The following is a 15,445-nucleotide window of genomic DNA, read 5'->3' as shown; positions in this document are numbered from 1 at the left end:
GAAATGGCGAAAAGAGGAAAAGCCGGAAGGCCTAGAAAGCCGAATAAGAAATTGCCACTTAAGAGCCTGCCAAACCTCTATGAGACCGTACAGTCTCCTGAGTTGGGCAAAGAAGAAGATATATTCACCCAATTGGAACTCCTCTGTCGGGAGCCGGGGTACATACATGCCCTATGTGCTCTGGTGTTTCGTGATAACGTGGTTACGTTTGGCGAGACGGTGACGAAGGAAGATTATCAACGGATTTACCACCCTGAGCGACTAATCCGTACAGAGATAACGGTTCTTATCGGTCTTTGGCTTCGCGGGGATCGCAGCATTGAGCACCCCGGAGCTAAAAAGCTGCGAGACATGATGGAGAAGTCTGATCGACTTCTTCACGAGCTTCACGCAGCAATGATAGCACCGACCCATCGCGACTTCATGGCGGCTCTTCAGTCAAGAGCGGCTGGAAACGGTGTGGAAAGCCCGATGGGGTCGGGTTCCGCTATGCGTGAAGCGATCTTCTATGCTGCCGAATCCGCCTTTCCCTACCAGTACACGGATTTCGCGAAAGCTCGATATCGAGAGGATCGTGCATGGCTCATGGAGAATGCCGGGTTTACGATCGACGATGCCGCGACCTTCATTTCAGAATTGATCGATTGGCTCGCCGACACTCTCCAAGGGAACGTTGAAAAACTTAGATCGACTAATCCTAATTATTGGACCTTCATTGATCTTTTCTGCTTCACTATCGAGGATGCTGTGTCGTTCTCATCTCTCGATAAAATTGTGGTTGAAAAAATAATTTATAAATTTTCTGTTCCCGATGATTCAAAGAATGAAAATTATGTTAGTGCATTCGCGAGAAACCAAGCCGCCATATTCCCTTTTATTAGGTTGAATGATGGAAGAATTACGATGTTGCTTGAGTATGTCGGATGCGAAGCTATTTATGCTTCACCCGCTTATTGGATGCGGGAGGATCTAGATTACCTTGCTGTCGCTTCCGAGAATCGTGGGAAATTCGCCGAGTCTGAGGCAGTTCGTCTTCTCGGTCGAGCGTTCCCGGAAGGTAGTATCTTTAGAAACGTTATATTTCGCAAAACAAAAAAGAAGATTGCAGGAGAATTAGACGCCCTTGTTATTCATGGACGACGTGCGTTCATGATTCAGATAAAATCAAAGGGGCTTACGGAAGGAGCTAGAGCAGGTGATGAAATAAAAATATCAAAAGATTTCGAGGAAGCCGTACAAAAATCTTATGATCAGGCGGTATCTTGCGTAAAAGCCGCAAAGTCGGGACTCAATGTTGAAATAGACAGTATTATTGTAGATCGAGACATTTTTAAGAACGTCGATGAATATTATCCAATTTGTATATCTAGTGAAAACTATCCTTCTTTATCTCACCAAGTTTCTCAGTTTTTAAAAACTGAGAATTTTGAAGAATTAATGTCGCCGATTGTTCTAGATATTTTCACGTTGGATGTCATCACGGAATTTCTAAGAACACCTTTGTACGTCTCTGACTACCTTTGTAAAAGGGCGAGACTATTAGATAACATAATAGCCTCTCATGAGCTAAACATTTTCGGGATGCACCTTAAGAATAATTTGCATATTGAAGACAACGTCACACTAATGATGGTGGAGGACGATTTCGTTCTTGAGATCGACATCGCTTTAAATGCGCGAAGAAGAGGCTTGCCCGGCAAAGACACTCCAGCAGGCTTACTCACGCGTGACCTCGACAATCCGCTTGGGCGAATGCTTCAGAAGGTCGATACATCTGAGCGTGCAGATGTTCACCAACTTGGCGAATTTTTGTTGAGCCTAAGTTCTCAAGCGTGGGACAGCGCAAATAAATGGATTGAACGAGCTATTAGAGAGGCTCAAAGGGACTCAAATAATCATGATGTCACAATCCCGTTATCAGACGGGAACGTGGGATTAACGGTTCATTGTAACAACCTTTCAGATGATGACGCTTTTAGGAAGCTCGTAAATCACGTAGAGATGCGTAAATACATACATAAGGCGGGCAGATGGTTTGGCGTCTGCATGGATCCCAGTTCATCCCAAGTCAGATTTGCGCTTGGTCGTCTAGGAAAGTGGAAATTTGATCCGACATTGGATGATGAAGCAAAATCTCTGAAGGTCAGGTCAGTTCCTCGTTGGGTCGGCCCGGGCAATGAGCGCATGAAGGCAGGAAGAAATTCGCCCTGCCCCTGCGGTAGCGGAATAAAGTACAAGCGGTGCTGCCTTCGATCTGATTGATCCTTTCCTACACCCCCGCACCCCCTCTACCCTCGCGCGCAGGCGTCAGCCCTCAGCTCACCCGCGCGGCGCATCCTCCCCGCGCTGACCAGCATCCGCTGACGCCGTTTCGTCCCTCTCGCCTCGCAAGGGAGCGCGCGCATGGCTTTCACTCCCCCATCCCGTCCGAATTCCCGTCCGAACACCCGTCCGCTCAAGGCAGCGGCGGAGTCTCGGGATCCGGCGGGCTGCGCCTTCGTCGCGGGGTGGCTGGAGCGGGTCCGCGACGGGCGGATTGAAACGCAGGGGGGCATGTCCGACGAGGCGCGCGAGGCGATCCTCGCCAATGAGCGGGTGATGTTCGGGCGGCAGCGCACGATCCTCGACTGAGCGCGGCGGAAGTGATCCCGCTTGTCCGTTCCCCGGCAAGGGGTTAGCCTCGCGCCTCCACGATGATCGGGGAGGGTGATGCGATGCAGGTTGAGCGCAGGACAATCGCCGGGCTGGGCGCAATGCTGGGGGCCGTGCTGATGCTGGGCGGGTGCGGGCCGCAGACCCCGGAAGAGGTGCGCGCGGCGGCGATCGGCAAGTGCGAGCGGCAGTTCGGCCAGATGGCGCCCGATCCCTCGGCCGGCACGCAGCTGTGCGCCTGCCTCGTCGACAGGCTGGCGGCAGAGGGGCTCGAAATCACAGACATGATGGGCGGCGACAGATCGCAGGTGGAAGGCATCGCGCGCAGCTGTGCGGGCGCGGCGGGCGTTTCGCTGCCGACCGGTTGAGCCGCGTGATGATCGCAAGCGGGCAGGGGGCGCAGGGGTGAGCATGCCGGAGGAGCCGTCCCCCAACGCGCCGCCGCCGGACGACGTGCCGATCTGGGCGCAGCCTGATCCCTGGCGCGACGAACACGGCGAACTGCCCATCGATGAAGTGCATCACCGCGCCCGGGTGGACGCGGCGATCGAGACCATTCGCGATGGTTGGCCGATGCTGATCATTCCGGCGGCGCTGGTGATGCTGCTGCTCTCGCTGCTGGTCGGCGATGTGGTGTGGAAGCTGATCTGGGTGTTTCCGTTCCTCTATATGCTCGCGATCGTGGCGACGCCGCTGGTGGCGCGGCTGCGGAAAGGCGGGGAGCTGCGTCTGCCGGGGGCCGATGCGTTGACGGGGCCGGACAAGCGCAAGACGCTGGCGGCGGCACTCGGGCTCTCGGCGCTCTTGGCGGCCTATGCGGTCTATGGGGGTGTCTGGGAGTATCAGCTGCGCGAATGGCTCAAGGCGATGCTGGCGGGGGCGTGGTGAGCGCGGGCGGGTTTTCCTACGGCGCGGGTGGCTGGTAGGGCTGAAAGGGCGGCGCGGCAGGGGTGAGGACACACTGCCGATGTTCCGGCAAGCGTGGAACATTCGGAAGCGCGTGAATTCAGCGGGTTAAGCGTGGAACATTCCCCGCTAGCGCCGGTTCAGGCCGCTTTAGACCCCTGCCAGACCCCCCTCTAGACCCCCCTTAGACCTGCGCTAGACCCCCCTCAGGCTGGCCCCAGGCCCGCTCACTCGGCCGGAAGCGCTTCAAACGGGGGAAGGGCATCCGCCGCCGCCATAGGCGCCGCGCGCGCCACCGGAACTTCGCTCAGGCTCCATCCGCCGGCCAGGAAGCTGCGCCGCTCCAACCCGCCATCCTCGCCCTCGGGAAAGACATTGATCGCGGCAAAGCAATCTGGGACCATCAGCGCGATGTCGCACTGGAGGGGCAGGGCGGACAGGTCGATGCGGTAGCGCCAGTGATCCTCCGCCACCGCCTCGCGCTGGAGGGGGAGGGGATCGAAGCTGCGGGCATCATGCGCGGTGATATCGGCAAAGGTGATGCCGTTGATCACCATCACCTCGAAGGCGAGTGTCGTCTGCCCCGCGCCGCGCCGGACCGCGATATCGCTGCGGCGCGAGGGGCCGGCCCAGTTGCCCGTGCCAAGCGTCGTCGGCTCGGCCGGATACCACCCCCGCCGCAGCCACACACCGCCCGCATTGTCGGAGAAGACGCGGCTGGCATTGGCGGGATAGCTCCACGGCACAGCGCGCTCGCACATGTCCTCGGCCCAGGCAGCGAACTGGCTGTGGGCGTATTGGTGGAGCATGTTGTCGAGCGCGAACAGCGCCGGGCGCGCACGGATTGCGGCCTCGAGCGCAGCCAGATCGAGGTCGTCATCGGGAGCATGGTTGGTGGCATAGTCGCGCTCGGCCACGCAGCGGCCGGTCTCGCTCTCCCACAGCGGCACGAAGGCGTCGATCCGCTCCGTCGGCACGAGCCAGCGGATCCGTTCGAGCACCTGCGGCAGGCGGCGCAGCACCCAGGGCCAGTAGTCGCGGCGCTGCTCCTCGATCGCGAGCGGGAAGAAGGCCGAGAGCAGGTAGCGGGTCTGGAAATCGGCAAAGAAGTCGCCGAAATGATCGAAGAACGTACCGGCATCGAGCTCGCGCGCGGCGCGGCTCAGGCGGCGGTGCGGCTCGCGCCGGATGTGGCGGAAGTTCGACATGATCTGCGCCACCGGATCGCGTACCGTGACCAGCAGATCGGGGATCGCGCGGCCCTGAAGCAGTTCGCCGGTGACATGCGCCTCGACGAAATCATGCGCGGCAAGGCAGGCGTCGAAGGCCATCCCGTCATCGGGATAACTGAACTGATCGACCTGCAGATGGGACCGCCCCGGCGGGTAGGCCGAGGCAAGCCGGCGGGCGAGGGTCTGGCCGCCGGTCTTGGGAATGTGCAGATAGAACATGGCGTCTCCGTCCACCCAGGGGCCTGTCTCCGGAGGTCGGATATGACCGCACGGTGACCGGGGGGCAATTGAGGGTTAACCCTATGGGTGGTTAGCAATCCGCTATGCCCACCCAAGGGGTTAACGCGCGGTGGCGGTTAACCCTTCGCGCCGCCGCTCGGCAAATGCCACTGCGGCAAAGGTCGCCGCGCCCGCCGCGATCATCCACAGGAACGCCCCCGGCACACCGAGCCCGTAGTCGAGCACGCCAAGCACCCCGACCTGCACCACGATCGCGGCCAGCGCCGCGCGGCTCGAGCGCGACCACCCGGTCAGTCCGACGATGATCGGCACCGCCAGCACGGCCGCAATCGCGCCGGCATCGAGCACAAGGTTCCTGAGGCTTTCCCCTTGCGCGGCCAGCACGGCCGCCACTGCGGCAGCACAGATCGTCGAGCCGCGCGCCGCACGCAGCATCGCCAGCGGCGAGGCGTTCGGGGCGAGGCGGCGATACCCGCTTTCGGTCATCACCGCCGACACGGCCAGCAGCGCGGAATCGACCGACGACAGGATCGCCGAGACCAGCGCGCCGGTGAAGATGATGCTCAGCCACGAAGGGAACAGCGCATTGGCGAGGCTCGGCAGATAGGCCTCGTCCGCACCCAGCGTGACTCCGAGCGTGGGGGCAAGCTGCGGCCCGAACAGGCCGAGGCTGACCGGCACGAGGCCCGCTGCAAGATAGATCGCTGCGCCCAGCAAGGCACCGCGCCGCGCCACCTCGGGCGATTTCGCCGCGAGCGTGCGCGACAGCGCTTCCTGGCTCACCATCGTTCCGGCAATCGGGATCAGCCACAACTCCACCCGGTCGATCCAGCTCTCGCCTGGCGCGGTAAAGGTCCAGATCGTGGGCGGAGCGGCGTCCCACATCGGCCCGAACCCGCCCGCAGCATTCACCATCAGCGCGAACAGGATGATGATCGCCACGATGATGATCGCGCCCTGCACGATATCGGTCACCACGTCGCCCGCCAGCCCGCCGAACAGGGTATAGGTCATCACCAGCAGCGTCGCGCCGATCAGCCCGGTGGTGAAATCGACCCCCGATGCTCCGGCAATGATCGTGGCAAAGGCGAACAGCTGCGCGGCCGACCAGGTGGTGGCGCTGAGCGCAATGACGATGGCGGCGATCCCCTCGGTGCGCGGGCCGAACCGGTCGCGCAGAAAATCGGCGATGGTGATGAAACCCCCTGAGCGCAGGCGGTGGGCGAAATAGAGTGCGATCGCGAGGATGCCGACGGCGTAGGCGAAGGGCTCGGCCCGCGCGCCCGCCAGCCCGTCGCGCGCCACTTCGCCCGAGGTCGCGATCAGGCTTTCGGACGCGAACCACGTGGCGAACAGCGACATCCCGACCGCAAAGGTGCCGAGGCTGCGTCCGGCCACAAGGTAATCGGCATCGGACTTCGCGCCGCGACCGGCCCACACCGCAAGGGCAATCTGGACCGCGACATAAAGCAGGATCAGTGTAAGCGTGATGGCCGTATTCCCCTTACGACCCGCCGGGAGAGGCTCCGGCGCGGTATGCGAAGCGCGACGGTCTAACCGCGCTTACGCTGGGTGCAAGTCCTGTTGCATCTTCTGCGCCGACAGATGCGTAGCTGCTGGCGGACGGGCTGGAACGAAAGGAATGCCATCAATGTCCTATGCCCATATGTCGCCCTTCGGTCTGCGCCGCATCTCGGCCGGATTTGCCGCGATCGCCGCGACCGCGCTGCTTGCGGTTTCGGCCCATGCCACGATCAATTCGAACCTCCAGATCGAGGCCGGACAGACCTTTGAACTGGGCGGCGGGCAGGAAGGGGGCTTCACTGTCACCGGACGCAACACAGGGCCGGTCGCGGTGGTCGTGCTGGGGAAGGGCGAGGGCGCGACAAGCGCGGTGCTGCGCGGCACTGTGGCCCCCGGCGGCGAAGTCAACGCCAGCTTCGGGCCGGGCGAGATGGCGCTGCTGCGCAATACCTCGGACCGCACCATGGCGCGGCTCAAGCTCAAGATTACGGGGGATACCTCGTCGCTCGGGATGACCTATTCGGCCAACCCCTGAACGCGCCGATCAGTCTTCGATCAGGGCAAGTTCGACCGTGGCGTGGCCGCGAGCGACCATGCCGAGCTGGTCGGCGGCTGCGCGGCTGACATCGATCAGGCGGCCCTTGGTGAAGGGCCCGCGATCATTGATCCGCACGATCACGCTGGCGCCGGTCGAGGGATTGGTGACGCGCACGCGGCTGCCGAAGGGCAGGGTGCGGTGCGCGGCTGTCATGTCGTTGTTGTCGAAGGCTTCGCCGCTGGCGGTGCGGCGGCCGTGGAACTTGGCGGCGTAATAGGAGGCGCTACCGCGGCCGATCACGGTTTCCTGCGGCGCCGAAGGAGCTTCCTCGGCCTGTGAGGCGGGCGCGGTGACTTCGGTGGTGAGGGGAACCGGCACAAGCTCGATCACGGCGGCGCTGGTGGCGGTGTCGGCCGCATTGGCACCCGGATCAGACGCCAGCGCCGAGGAGGCTCCCATCGGCGCAAGGCCGAGCAGGGCGGCAACCATCGCCGTCTGCATTTTGCGGCCTAGCTGGCCCTTGATCTGCGTTCCCGTCCGCATGGCGGCGCGGATAGATCGGGGGCTGCGCAAAAGGCAAATCGCGGGCGCGGTTCATCGCCGGAAGGGTTCGATTGGGCCGCGAGTCGAGCCGGAATCGCGGTGAAGTGTTGCTTAGGGTGAGCGAGCTGAGAGCCAAAAAGGGCCGGTCCGGGGGCGCAGCGACTCGGCTGAGCCGCGAATTCGGACCGCTTGGGGGCCGGTAAAACAGTCGCATAGACCACAATGCAAATGGGGCCGGCATCGCTGCCGACCCCACTCTCACCGGCGTGTGGACACCCCTCGCTCTGCAATCTTCCGGCGAACCTTCCGATGTGCCTGCTCCGGGGCATACTTGGCGCCCGATGTCTGGCCCCGATGCGTTCGGTCTTGCGACTTCCCGCTCCGGGATTCGTCACCGGCGCTCGCGCCGGCATCCGGCTTTCGCTCCTGCCCTGCCGCGTTCCGCTCTCGCCCGAAGGCTCCGCATTCCGCTGCCATGCGCATTCGCTTGGCCGAGACCGCGTTCCTTTACCGATCCGTTATGCTGCGTTTCCGGCTTGCGCCTTCTTCGCTTCATCCGGTCTTCGGCCAGGTTCTTGGCCTGTCCGGTTCCACCGCGTCGCTCCCGTCTCAAACGATCCGGCTTGCGTTTGGCCGAAGCCTCCCTCATGCCGTCTCTCGATAGGCGCGTGGACAGATGTCACCGCCATCCTTGGGATCAAAACCCCGGTAACTTCAAGGCCTTGCGGCTTTCCGTTCCGGTTGCTCCGTGTCCCGAAGACAAGTTGAAAGTGCGCCTGAATCGGCGTTCTGACAACATCCGCACCGGCGACTTTTCCACTTCGGGCGATTTGCCCTGTGGACACGAGTGGATAACTCAACGCCTCGTCGCATTTGTCGCGAAACGATCGGCATGGCGGGAACGAAACCGCCTTCAGACTGTCACGTTACAGGGGCCAAGCCGCTGCGGACAGCGCAGCGACTCGCTTTTCAACACCCAGAAGACGGCAAATCAGGCGTCGCGGTTGCGGCGCGAGAGCAGGCGCAGGCGCAGGCCATTGAGCTTGATGAAGCCTTCCGCGTCCTTCTGGTCATAGGCCCCGGCGTCATCCTCGAAGGTGACGTGGGCTTCGGAATAGAGCGAGAAAGGCGACTTGCGCCCGACCACGCTGGCGAGGCCCTTGTAGAGCTTCAGCCGCACCGTGCCGGTGACCTTGTCCTGGCTGTGGTCGATCGCGGCCTGGAGCATCTCGCGTTCGGGGCTGAACCAGAAGCCGTTGTAGATGAGCTCGGCATAGCGCGGCATGAGCTCGTCCTTGAGGTGCCCCGCGCCGCGATCGAGCGTGATCTGCTCGATCCCGCGGTGGGCGCGGGCGTAGATTTCGCCGCCGGGGGTTTCGTACATCCCGCGGCTCTTCATGCCGACGAAGCGGTTCTCGACGAGATCGAGGCGACCGATGCCGTGCTTGCGACCGAGTTCGTTAAGCGCGGCGAGCAGGGTGGCAGGGCTCATGGCCTCGCCGTTAAGCGCCACGCCGTCACCCTTTTCGAAATCGACGGTGATGTATTCCGGCGTATCGGGCGCGTCCTCGGGATTGACGGTGCGCGAATAGACATAGTCCGGGGTCTCCTGCCACGGATCTTCCAGCACCTTGCCCTCCGAGGAGGTGTGGAGGAGGTTCGCATCGGTCGAGAACGGGCTATCGCCGCGCTTGTCCTTGGGCACCTGGATCTGGTGGGCTTCGGCCCAGGCGATCAGCGCGGTGCGACTGGTCAGATCCCATTCGCGCCACGGGGCGATCACCTTGATGTCGGGATCGAGCGCATAGGCGGAAAGCTCGAAGCGCACCTGATCATTGCCCTTGCCGGTCGCGCCGTGGGCGATGAAATCGGCGCCGGTCTGGTGCGCGATCTCGACAAGGCGCTTGGAAATCAGCGGCCGCGCGATCGAGGTGCCGAGCAGATAGTCGCCTTCATAGCGGGCATTGGCGCGCATCATCGGGAACACGAAATCGCGCACGAATTCCTCGCGCAGGTCTTCGATGAAAATGTGATTGTCGGGGATGCCCATCGCCTTCGCCTTGGCGCGCGCAGGTTCGATTTCCTCGCCTTGCCCCAGATCGGCGGTGAAGGTGACCACCTCCAGCCCGCGTTCCACGCTCAGCCACTTGGCGATGACGCTGGTATCGAGACCGCCCGAATAGGCGAGGACGACTTTCTGGGGCTGGGCCATGAACGGGTTCCTTGGGAATGGGTGCGCCGCGCCCCTATCAGCGCGCGCGGGCGGGGGCAATCGGCCTTTCGCGACTGGGGATGGGGCGCACGCAAGCCATCGTCCCTTGAGGATTTGGTGCTAAACCTCTGTCCGGTGGCGCAATTCCGCCGGGCGTGAGGGATCATATGCTGACAATGTGGAGCAAGGCGCGCGAGCTGGCGGAGCTGACCCCGCCGACACGCAACCGCTGGGTCGATTTCCTGCGCGCGGTCTCGATCCTTGCGGTCATCGTCGGACACTGGCTGATGGCCGGCCTCTACGTCGATGCCGCGGGCGAGCTGCGGCGCGGTGACCTGCTCTCGATTTCGCAATGGGCGCACTGGTTAACCTGGGGCTTTCAGGTGATGCCGGTGTTCTTTCTCGTCGGCGGCTATGCCAACCAGGTGAGCTGGACCGCGACCACCGCCAAGGCCGCGCCCGATCAGGCGGGTGTCTATCGCGACTGGCTGGCAAGCCGGGTGCAGCGCCTGATCACGCCGACCTTCCCGGTGCTGCTGGTGTGGGCGGCGCTGGCTGTGGCGCTGACGCAGCTGGGTCTGCCGCGCGAGCAGATCCGCATGGCGACGCAGGCGGCGCTGATCCCCGTCTGGTTCCTTGCGGTCTATCTGCTGGTCACTGCCTTCACCCCGATCGCCCACCGGCTGTGGGAGCGGCTGGGCTGGGGCAGCGTAGCGATGTTCGTGCCCTTGGCGATGCTGACCGACTGGCTGACCTTCAGCGCCAAGGTTCCGTGGGTCAATTTCACCAACTTCCTGTGGGTGTTCCTTGCGATCCACCAGCTCGGTTTTGCGTGGCGGGCGGGCAAGTTTGACAAGACGTGGTTCCCGTGGGGGTGGTTCGCCGTCTGGCTGGCGATCCTCGTGAAGATTACGGCTTTCGGCTTCTACCCGGTGTCGATGGTTTCGGCGCCGGAAGGGTTTTCCAACTCGCTCCCGCCGACGCTGGCGCTGCTCGCGCTGGGCGCGACGCAGATCGGGCTGGTGCTGGCGCTGGAGCAGGCCGGGCGGCGGATGCTGGAAAGCGTACGCCTGTGGACCTGGACGGTGCTGATGAACGGCATGATCATGACCATCTTCCTGTGGCACCTCACTGCCTTCGTGCTGGTGATGACGGGCGATTACCTGTTGCTGGGCGGCTGGGGCCTTGCCCCTGTGCCGGGGACCACCGAATGGTGGATCACGCGTCCGATCTGGATCGCCGTCTATATTGTCGCGCTGTTCCCCATGATCGGCATCTTTGCGCGGCATGAGAGGAGCTTCGGACCGGTTCGCGGCGGACGCACCGTGCCGCGTCTGCGGGCGGTACTGGGCGTGCTGGCGATCTGCGCGGGACTGGGCGCGACCGCCGGGCTGACGATTGCGAGCCCCGATTCGATAACGGGCGTTCGCTGGTGGGTGGTGGCGCTGCCGCTGGTGGGTGCGGCGCTGATGGGCTTCGGCCCGGTCTACCGCCCGCGCCAGCGCCCCGGCGCGCACGAGATGGGTTAGGCCCCGATCAGATAGTCGCGTGTGATCGGCACCGCATGGCGGCTGCGGATGTACTGGATCTGGTAATTGCACATCCCGCCGTTCTCGAAGACGGTGGCGGCGCCGGCGAGGTAGAAGGTCCACATCCGGAAAAACTTCTCGTCGAACAGCGCGATGATCGCCTCGCGGTGGGTCATGCAGTTGGCGTACCAAGCGCGGATCGTCTTGGCGTAGTGCAGCCGCAGCGTTTCGACATCGGCGGCAATCAGGCGGAATTTCTCCGAGGCTGCCAGCGTCTCGGATAGCGCAGGGATGTAGCCGCCGGGGAAGATGTATTTGCGGGTGAAGGCGTCGGTGGTGCCGGGCCCGCCGAAGCGGCCGATGGTGTGGAGCAGCATCACCCCGTCGTCCGCCAGCATTTTGGCGCAGGCCTCGAAGAAGGTTTCGAACTGCGCGCGCCCGACGTGTTCGAACATGCCAACGGATACGATCCGGTCAAACTTTGCGCCGCCCGCCGCGGTATCGCGGTAATCCTCGAGCAGGATCGTCACCTTGTCGGCCACGCCTGCCGCGCGCACCCGCTCGCGGGCGAGGGTGGCCTGTTCTTCGGACAGTGTGATGCCGGTGACGTGGACATCGTGATGCTTGGCAAGGTGGATCGCCATGCCGCCCCAACCGCAGCCGATATCGAGCACCTGCTGACCCGCCGTGAGCGCCAGCTTCCTGGCGATATGCGCCAGCTTGGCACCCTGCGCCTCGCCCAGCGTGGTCACGCCATCGGCCCAATAGGCGCAGGAATACTGCCAGTGCTCGGCGTCGAGCATCAGCGCATAGAGCGTGTTGCCGATGTCATAGTGGTGCGCGACGTTCTTCTTCGAACCCACGCGGTTGTTGATCTGCTCGGCGGCGAAGCTGGCGCGGTTGATCAGGCGCTTCAATGTGCTCGGCGTGCCGATGTCGCCACCCTTGTCCCAAGGGTTGTTGGCGCGCAGCAGGCTGACGAGATCCATCACGTCGCCCTCTTCGATCAGCAGCCGCCCGTCTATGAACGCTTCGGCCGCGCCGAGGCGGGGATCGAGGATGATGTCGCGCGGCACGCGGTCGTCGGTGAAGCGCATCACGACCTCGGGAAAGCCGGGGGCGGAGGTGCCATAGGTGCTGTGGCTGCCATCGGCGAATACCACGCCGAGGCGGCCTTGCCGCACCCCGCGGGCAAGAAAGCGATCGAGGAGGGCCTTGCTCATGCGTCTCCTTTCGTGGTTTTCTTGGCTCAGGTTACCCGCTGCCTGCGGTTTGGCAAGGTGGCCGGATTGCCAAGGAGGCCAATGATGGCGGAGCCGAAAACCACGATCACCGATGTTGCGGTCGAAACGTTCCTCGCTTCGGTCGAACCGCCTGCCAAGCGCGAGGAGGCACGCGTGATTGATGCGCTGTTCCGCCGCGTGACGGGCGCGCAGCCGAAGATGTGGGGGCCGAGCATCATCGGCTACGGCGAATACCGCACCACCTATGAAAGCGGGCGCGATGTGCATTGGATGCGCGCCGGCTTCAGCCCGCGCAAGGCCAAGCACTCGCTCTACTTCATGGGCGGCTATTGCGATCCTGCGACGGGCTCCGGGCGCGATGACAAGCTGACGCGGCTGGGCAAGTACAGCACAGGCAAGAGCTGCCTTTACGTCAACAAGCTCGCCGACATCGATCTGGCGGTGCTGGAAGACATCATCGCGGCCGACTGGCAGACGATGAACCGGCTCTATCCCGAGGGCTAGACCCCGGCATACCACTGGTAGCCGGCGTAATCCTCCCAGAAGCCGCCGCCGCCCTGGCCGATCTGGTCGAAGCTCGTCACCGCCTCGATCGCCTCGACATACTTGGCCTGCTTGTAACCGAGTTGCCGTTCGATCCGCATCCTGAGCGGCGCGCCGTTCTTTTCGGGCAGGGGTTCGCCGTTCAGCGAATGGGCGATGATGGTCTGCGGGTGATAGGCATCGACCATGTCGATGCTCTCGTAATAGGGCTTGTCGCGATAAGTGTCGGCGCAGCGGAAGACGATGAAGTTGGCCTCTTTGCGCACCTTGGCTGCATCGAGCAGTGCGGCCAGCTGCGGCCCCGTCCACTCGCCGATCGCGCTCCAGCCTTCGACGCAATCGTGGCGGGTGATCTGGGTGCGCTGCGGCAGGGCGCGGATGTCGGCGAGGCTGAGGCTCAAGGGCTGATCGACCAGCCCGCGCACCTCGAGCCGCCAGTCGGGAAAGCCCCTGGCGAGCTGGTCCTGATAGGCGGCGCCTTCGACCGTTACCGAGCCATTGCCGCGGAAGGTCGGCGAGCGTTCGGCGCGGGTATATTCGGGCGCGAGGCCCTGCTTGCCCGCCAGCGCGCGGTGGACGGCGCGGTGGCCGTCCTCGGCGGCTTTGAACAGGGCTTGGGTGGTTTCGCTCTCGTTGATCTTTGAGCAGGCGGAGGCGCCCAACGCGGCCATTCCGGCAAGCAGCGAACGGCGGGGCAGATCAACCATGGGCGGGTGCTCCCTCTTCGGTGGCAGGGTCGGGTTCGGGCAGGGGCGGGGCAGGGGCAGCTTCGGCCTCGCGTGTGCCGCCGGTGAACATCTCGAGGATCAACCGCCAGTCGGACACGGCCAGCACGATGTGGATGACGAAGAACGCGAAGATCGCCCAAGCGGCAAGGAAGTGGAGCGAGCGCGCGCTCTGGCGCCCCCCGAACAGGTCAAGCAGCCACGGCGCCGCGGCCTGAAAGCCGGGGCTGATCGCAAGGCCGGTGAACAGCATCAGCGGCAAGAGCACGCCGAACACGCCGCCATAGAGAATCTTCTGCACCGAATTATAGCCGTGGGTATGACCTCCCGGCCCCGAATGGGCCTTGATCGAAGCGATCACCGCGCCTGGGGTCCAGTCCTTCGGCGCCGTCATCAGATCGCGGCGGAAGTGGCCATTGATCAGCATCGCCGCCCAGATGAAAACCACCCCGATCCCGAAGGGCCAGGCGGCGGTGATGTGCCAGTCGCGCGCCATTGCGAGGTTGTAATGCTGCGGGATTGTCGCCCAGCCGGGAAACTTGATGACGGAGAGCCACGCGTCCTTGGGATCGAAGCCATAGTCACCCCAGTAGAGGTGGCGGTGCGCGTTCGAGATGTTGAGCCCGGTCATGAACAACACGATGATCGCGCCCGCGTTCACCCAGTGCCATAGCCGTGTCGAAAGCGCGTGCTTCTTTGCCATCCGTAGCTCCCCTCAGGCCCCTTCGCGTGCCAGCCAGATCACGTCGCGCGGCTGATCGAGCAGGTGCTGGCCGCTGTCGATGAACAGGCTCTGCCCGCTGGCGAGCGATCCGCCGGCAAGGAACAGCGCGGCAGCGGCGATTTCGTCCGCGCCGGTCTTGCGGCCGAGCAGGTTCATGCGGTGCGAAATGTCGGTTTCGTCTTCGCGCTGGTCATGGCTTGCGAGAATGGCGCCCGGCGCGATGCCGTAGACCCGGTCTTGCGGTGACGTCGCGCCCTTGGCCAGCATCCCGATGGTCGCGGCCAGCGCGTGTTTAGACATGGTGTAGCTGAAGAAATCGGGGTTCGTGTTCTCGATCTTCATGTCGGTGATCTGGATCACCGTGCGCGTGGCCAAGCTCGCCGCATGGGCGAGGTAGACTTGGCTCATCCGGGCCGGGGCGAGAGCATTGACCTGCATTGCCTCGCGGTTCGTTGCCGGATCGAGTTCGGTTACACTGTCGTAATCAAAAACCGACGCCGAGTTGACCAGACAGCGCCAGTCTGGAAGCCGCGCGGCGAGGGCCGTAATCGCGGCCACGGCGGCTTCATCGTCGTGCAGATCGAACCCGATGGTTTCAGCCGAAGGCAGGCGCGCGGCAAGCTCGTCCGCCAGGGTCGAGGATGATCGGTAGTGGATCACCACGTGCCAGCCTGCTGCGGCAAAGCGCTGGACGATGGCGGCTCCGATACGCGTCGCCCCGCCGGTAACGAGCACGGCGGGGCGGTTCATGCGGGCAGTCCGGTCATGTTGGTCATGACAGGAGCGCTAACAGTGCGGGCGGCGCGCTTCAATCGGGGAGCTGTAGCAACAGC

General features: G+C 63.2%; 15 protein-coding genes. 7 read left to right on the top strand and 8 right to left on the bottom strand.

Annotated elements, in window-relative coordinates; all coding sequences use genetic code 11:
- Nucleotides 1–3 precede the first annotated feature (3 nt).
- The 4 genes from BG023_RS14570 to BG023_RS11105 all read left to right on the top strand — a co-directional run bounded on the left by BG023_RS14570 (nt 4) and on the right by BG023_RS11105 (nt 3,540).
- Nucleotides 4–2,262: an SEC-C metal-binding domain-containing protein gene (locus BG023_RS14570; protein WP_083234666.1), complete on the top strand. Its 2,259-nt coding sequence runs from the start codon at nt 4–6 to the stop codon at nt 2,260–2,262.
- Nucleotides 2,263–2,403: 141 nt separating this feature from the next.
- Nucleotides 2,404–2,631 carry a hypothetical protein gene (locus BG023_RS11115; RefSeq protein ID WP_069310513.1) on the top strand — a complete coding sequence of 76 codons (228 nt, stop codon included), beginning with the start codon at nt 2,404–2,406 and terminating at the stop codon, nt 2,629–2,631.
- Between the two features lie 62 nt (nt 2,632–2,693).
- On the top strand, nt 2,694–3,020 hold the full coding sequence (locus tag BG023_RS11110) for a hypothetical protein (RefSeq protein ID WP_069310512.1): 327 nt from the start codon (nt 2,694–2,696) through the stop codon (nt 3,018–3,020).
- 37 nt (nt 3,021–3,057) lie between these two features.
- Nucleotides 3,058–3,540, top strand: a complete 483-nt coding sequence (locus BG023_RS11105) for a hypothetical protein (protein WP_150122861.1) — start codon at nt 3,058–3,060, stop codon at nt 3,538–3,540.
- Nucleotides 3,541–3,785: 245 nt separating this feature from the next.
- Here BG023_RS11105 and BG023_RS11100 read toward each other — a convergent pair whose 3' ends face one another.
- Together BG023_RS11100 and BG023_RS11095 are read right to left on the bottom strand one after the other, a co-directional pair.
- A complete protein-coding gene (locus BG023_RS11100; protein ID WP_069310510.1) occupies nt 3,786–5,009 on the bottom strand; it encodes a hypothetical protein in 1,224 nt (407 codons plus the stop codon).
- 120 nt (nt 5,010–5,129) lie between these two features.
- A complete protein-coding gene (locus BG023_RS11095) occupies nt 5,130–6,470 on the bottom strand; it encodes a sodium:solute symporter family transporter (RefSeq protein WP_069310509.1) in 1,341 nt (446 codons plus the stop codon).
- A 211-nt stretch (nt 6,471–6,681) separates the two neighbouring features.
- On the opposite strand from BG023_RS11095, the gene BG023_RS11090 reads away from it, so the two are divergent.
- Entirely contained in the window at nt 6,682–7,089 is a 408-nt protein-coding gene (locus tag BG023_RS11090; RefSeq protein WP_069310508.1) for a hypothetical protein, read from the top strand.
- A 9-nt stretch (nt 7,090–7,098) separates the two neighbouring features.
- Here the strand turns inward: BG023_RS11090 and BG023_RS11085 are convergent, their stop codons facing one another.
- The gene (locus BG023_RS11085) at nt 7,099–7,635 is read right to left on the bottom strand and encodes a septal ring lytic transglycosylase RlpA family protein (protein ID WP_083234665.1); all 537 of its coding nucleotides are present in this window, start codon (nt 7,633–7,635) and stop codon (nt 7,099–7,101) included.
- A 991-nt stretch (nt 7,636–8,626) separates the two neighbouring features.
- On the bottom strand, nt 8,627–9,847 hold the full coding sequence (locus BG023_RS11080; protein WP_069310507.1) for an argininosuccinate synthase: 1,221 nt from the start codon (nt 9,845–9,847) through the stop codon (nt 8,627–8,629).
- Between the two features lie 176 nt (nt 9,848–10,023).
- Between BG023_RS11080 and BG023_RS11075 the strand changes: the two genes are divergently transcribed.
- Nucleotides 10,024–11,376 carry an acyltransferase family protein gene (locus tag BG023_RS11075; protein WP_069311278.1) on the top strand — a complete coding sequence of 451 codons (1,353 nt, stop codon included), beginning with the start codon at nt 10,024–10,026 and terminating at the stop codon, nt 11,374–11,376.
- Here the strand turns inward: BG023_RS11075 and BG023_RS11070 are convergent.
- Entirely contained in the window at nt 11,373–12,599 is a 1,227-nt protein-coding gene (locus BG023_RS11070) for an SAM-dependent methyltransferase (RefSeq protein WP_069310506.1), read from the bottom strand. The two genes, BG023_RS11075 and BG023_RS11070, sit on opposite strands and share 4 nt — an antisense overlap.
- 81 nt (nt 12,600–12,680) lie before the next feature.
- On the opposite strand from BG023_RS11070, the gene BG023_RS11065 reads away from it, so the two are divergent.
- Nucleotides 12,681–13,124, top strand: coding sequence for a DUF1801 domain-containing protein (locus BG023_RS11065; RefSeq protein ID WP_335673836.1), 444 nt, complete (start codon nt 12,681–12,683; stop codon nt 13,122–13,124).
- Here BG023_RS11065 and BG023_RS11060 read toward each other — a convergent pair.
- From BG023_RS11060 to BG023_RS11050, 3 genes are read right to left on the bottom strand one after another with little or no spacing between them, the layout of a single operon-like run.
- Nucleotides 13,121–13,870 carry a molybdopterin-dependent oxidoreductase gene (locus tag BG023_RS11060; RefSeq protein ID WP_069310504.1) on the bottom strand — a complete coding sequence of 250 codons (750 nt, stop codon included), beginning with the start codon at nt 13,868–13,870 and terminating at the stop codon, nt 13,121–13,123. The two genes, BG023_RS11065 and BG023_RS11060, sit on opposite strands and share 4 nt — an antisense overlap.
- Nucleotides 13,863–14,591, bottom strand: a complete 729-nt coding sequence (locus tag BG023_RS11055; protein WP_069310503.1) for a cytochrome b/b6 domain-containing protein — start codon at nt 14,589–14,591, stop codon at nt 13,863–13,865. Before BG023_RS11055 ends, BG023_RS11060 begins: the two co-directional genes overlap by 8 nt.
- A gap of 12 nt (nt 14,592–14,603) precedes the next feature.
- Nucleotides 14,604–15,362 (bottom strand): SDR family oxidoreductase, encoded by a 759-nt coding sequence (locus tag BG023_RS11050; protein ID WP_069310502.1) that lies wholly within the window; start codon nt 15,360–15,362, stop codon nt 14,604–14,606.
- Nucleotides 15,363–15,445 lie beyond the last annotated feature (83 nt).

Source organism: Porphyrobacter sp. LM 6 (genome assembly GCF_001720465.1).
Lineage (GTDB): Bacteria > Pseudomonadota > Alphaproteobacteria > Sphingomonadales > Sphingomonadaceae > Erythrobacter.
This window is presented reverse-complemented; position numbering and strand designations above follow the sequence as displayed.

Coding starts and splice junctions, on each gene's coding strand:
- BG023_RS11110 (WP_069310512.1), top strand. CDS start 2,694: ATGATCGGGGAGGGTGATGCGATGCAGGTTGAGCGCAGGACAATCGCC.
- BG023_RS11060 (WP_069310504.1), bottom strand. CDS start 13,870: ATGGTTGATCTGCCCCGCCGTTCGCTGCTTGCCGGAATGGCCGCGTTG.
- BG023_RS11050 (WP_069310502.1), bottom strand. CDS start 15,362: ATGAACCGCCCCGCCGTGCTCGTTACCGGCGGGGCGACGCGTATCGGA.
- BG023_RS11085 (WP_083234665.1), bottom strand. CDS start 7,635: ATGCGGACGGGAACGCAGATCAAGGGCCAGCTAGGCCGCAAAATGCAG.
- BG023_RS11115 (WP_069310513.1), top strand. CDS start 2,404: ATGGCTTTCACTCCCCCATCCCGTCCGAATTCCCGTCCGAACACCCGT.
- BG023_RS11080 (WP_069310507.1), bottom strand. CDS start 9,847: ATGGCCCAGCCCCAGAAAGTCGTCCTCGCCTATTCGGGCGGTCTCGAT.
- BG023_RS11065 (WP_335673836.1), top strand. CDS start 12,681: ATGATGGCGGAGCCGAAAACCACGATCACCGATGTTGCGGTCGAAACG.
- BG023_RS11090 (WP_069310508.1), top strand. CDS start 6,682: ATGTCCTATGCCCATATGTCGCCCTTCGGTCTGCGCCGCATCTCGGCC.
- BG023_RS11070 (WP_069310506.1), bottom strand. CDS start 12,599: ATGAGCAAGGCCCTCCTCGATCGCTTTCTTGCCCGCGGGGTGCGGCAA.
- BG023_RS14570 (WP_083234666.1), top strand. CDS start 4: ATGGCGAAAAGAGGAAAAGCCGGAAGGCCTAGAAAGCCGAATAAGAAA.
- BG023_RS11075 (WP_069311278.1), top strand. CDS start 10,024: ATGTGGAGCAAGGCGCGCGAGCTGGCGGAGCTGACCCCGCCGACACGC.
- BG023_RS11100 (WP_069310510.1), bottom strand. CDS start 5,009: ATGTTCTATCTGCACATTCCCAAGACCGGCGGCCAGACCCTCGCCCGC.
- BG023_RS11055 (WP_069310503.1), bottom strand. CDS start 14,591: ATGGCAAAGAAGCACGCGCTTTCGACACGGCTATGGCACTGGGTGAAC.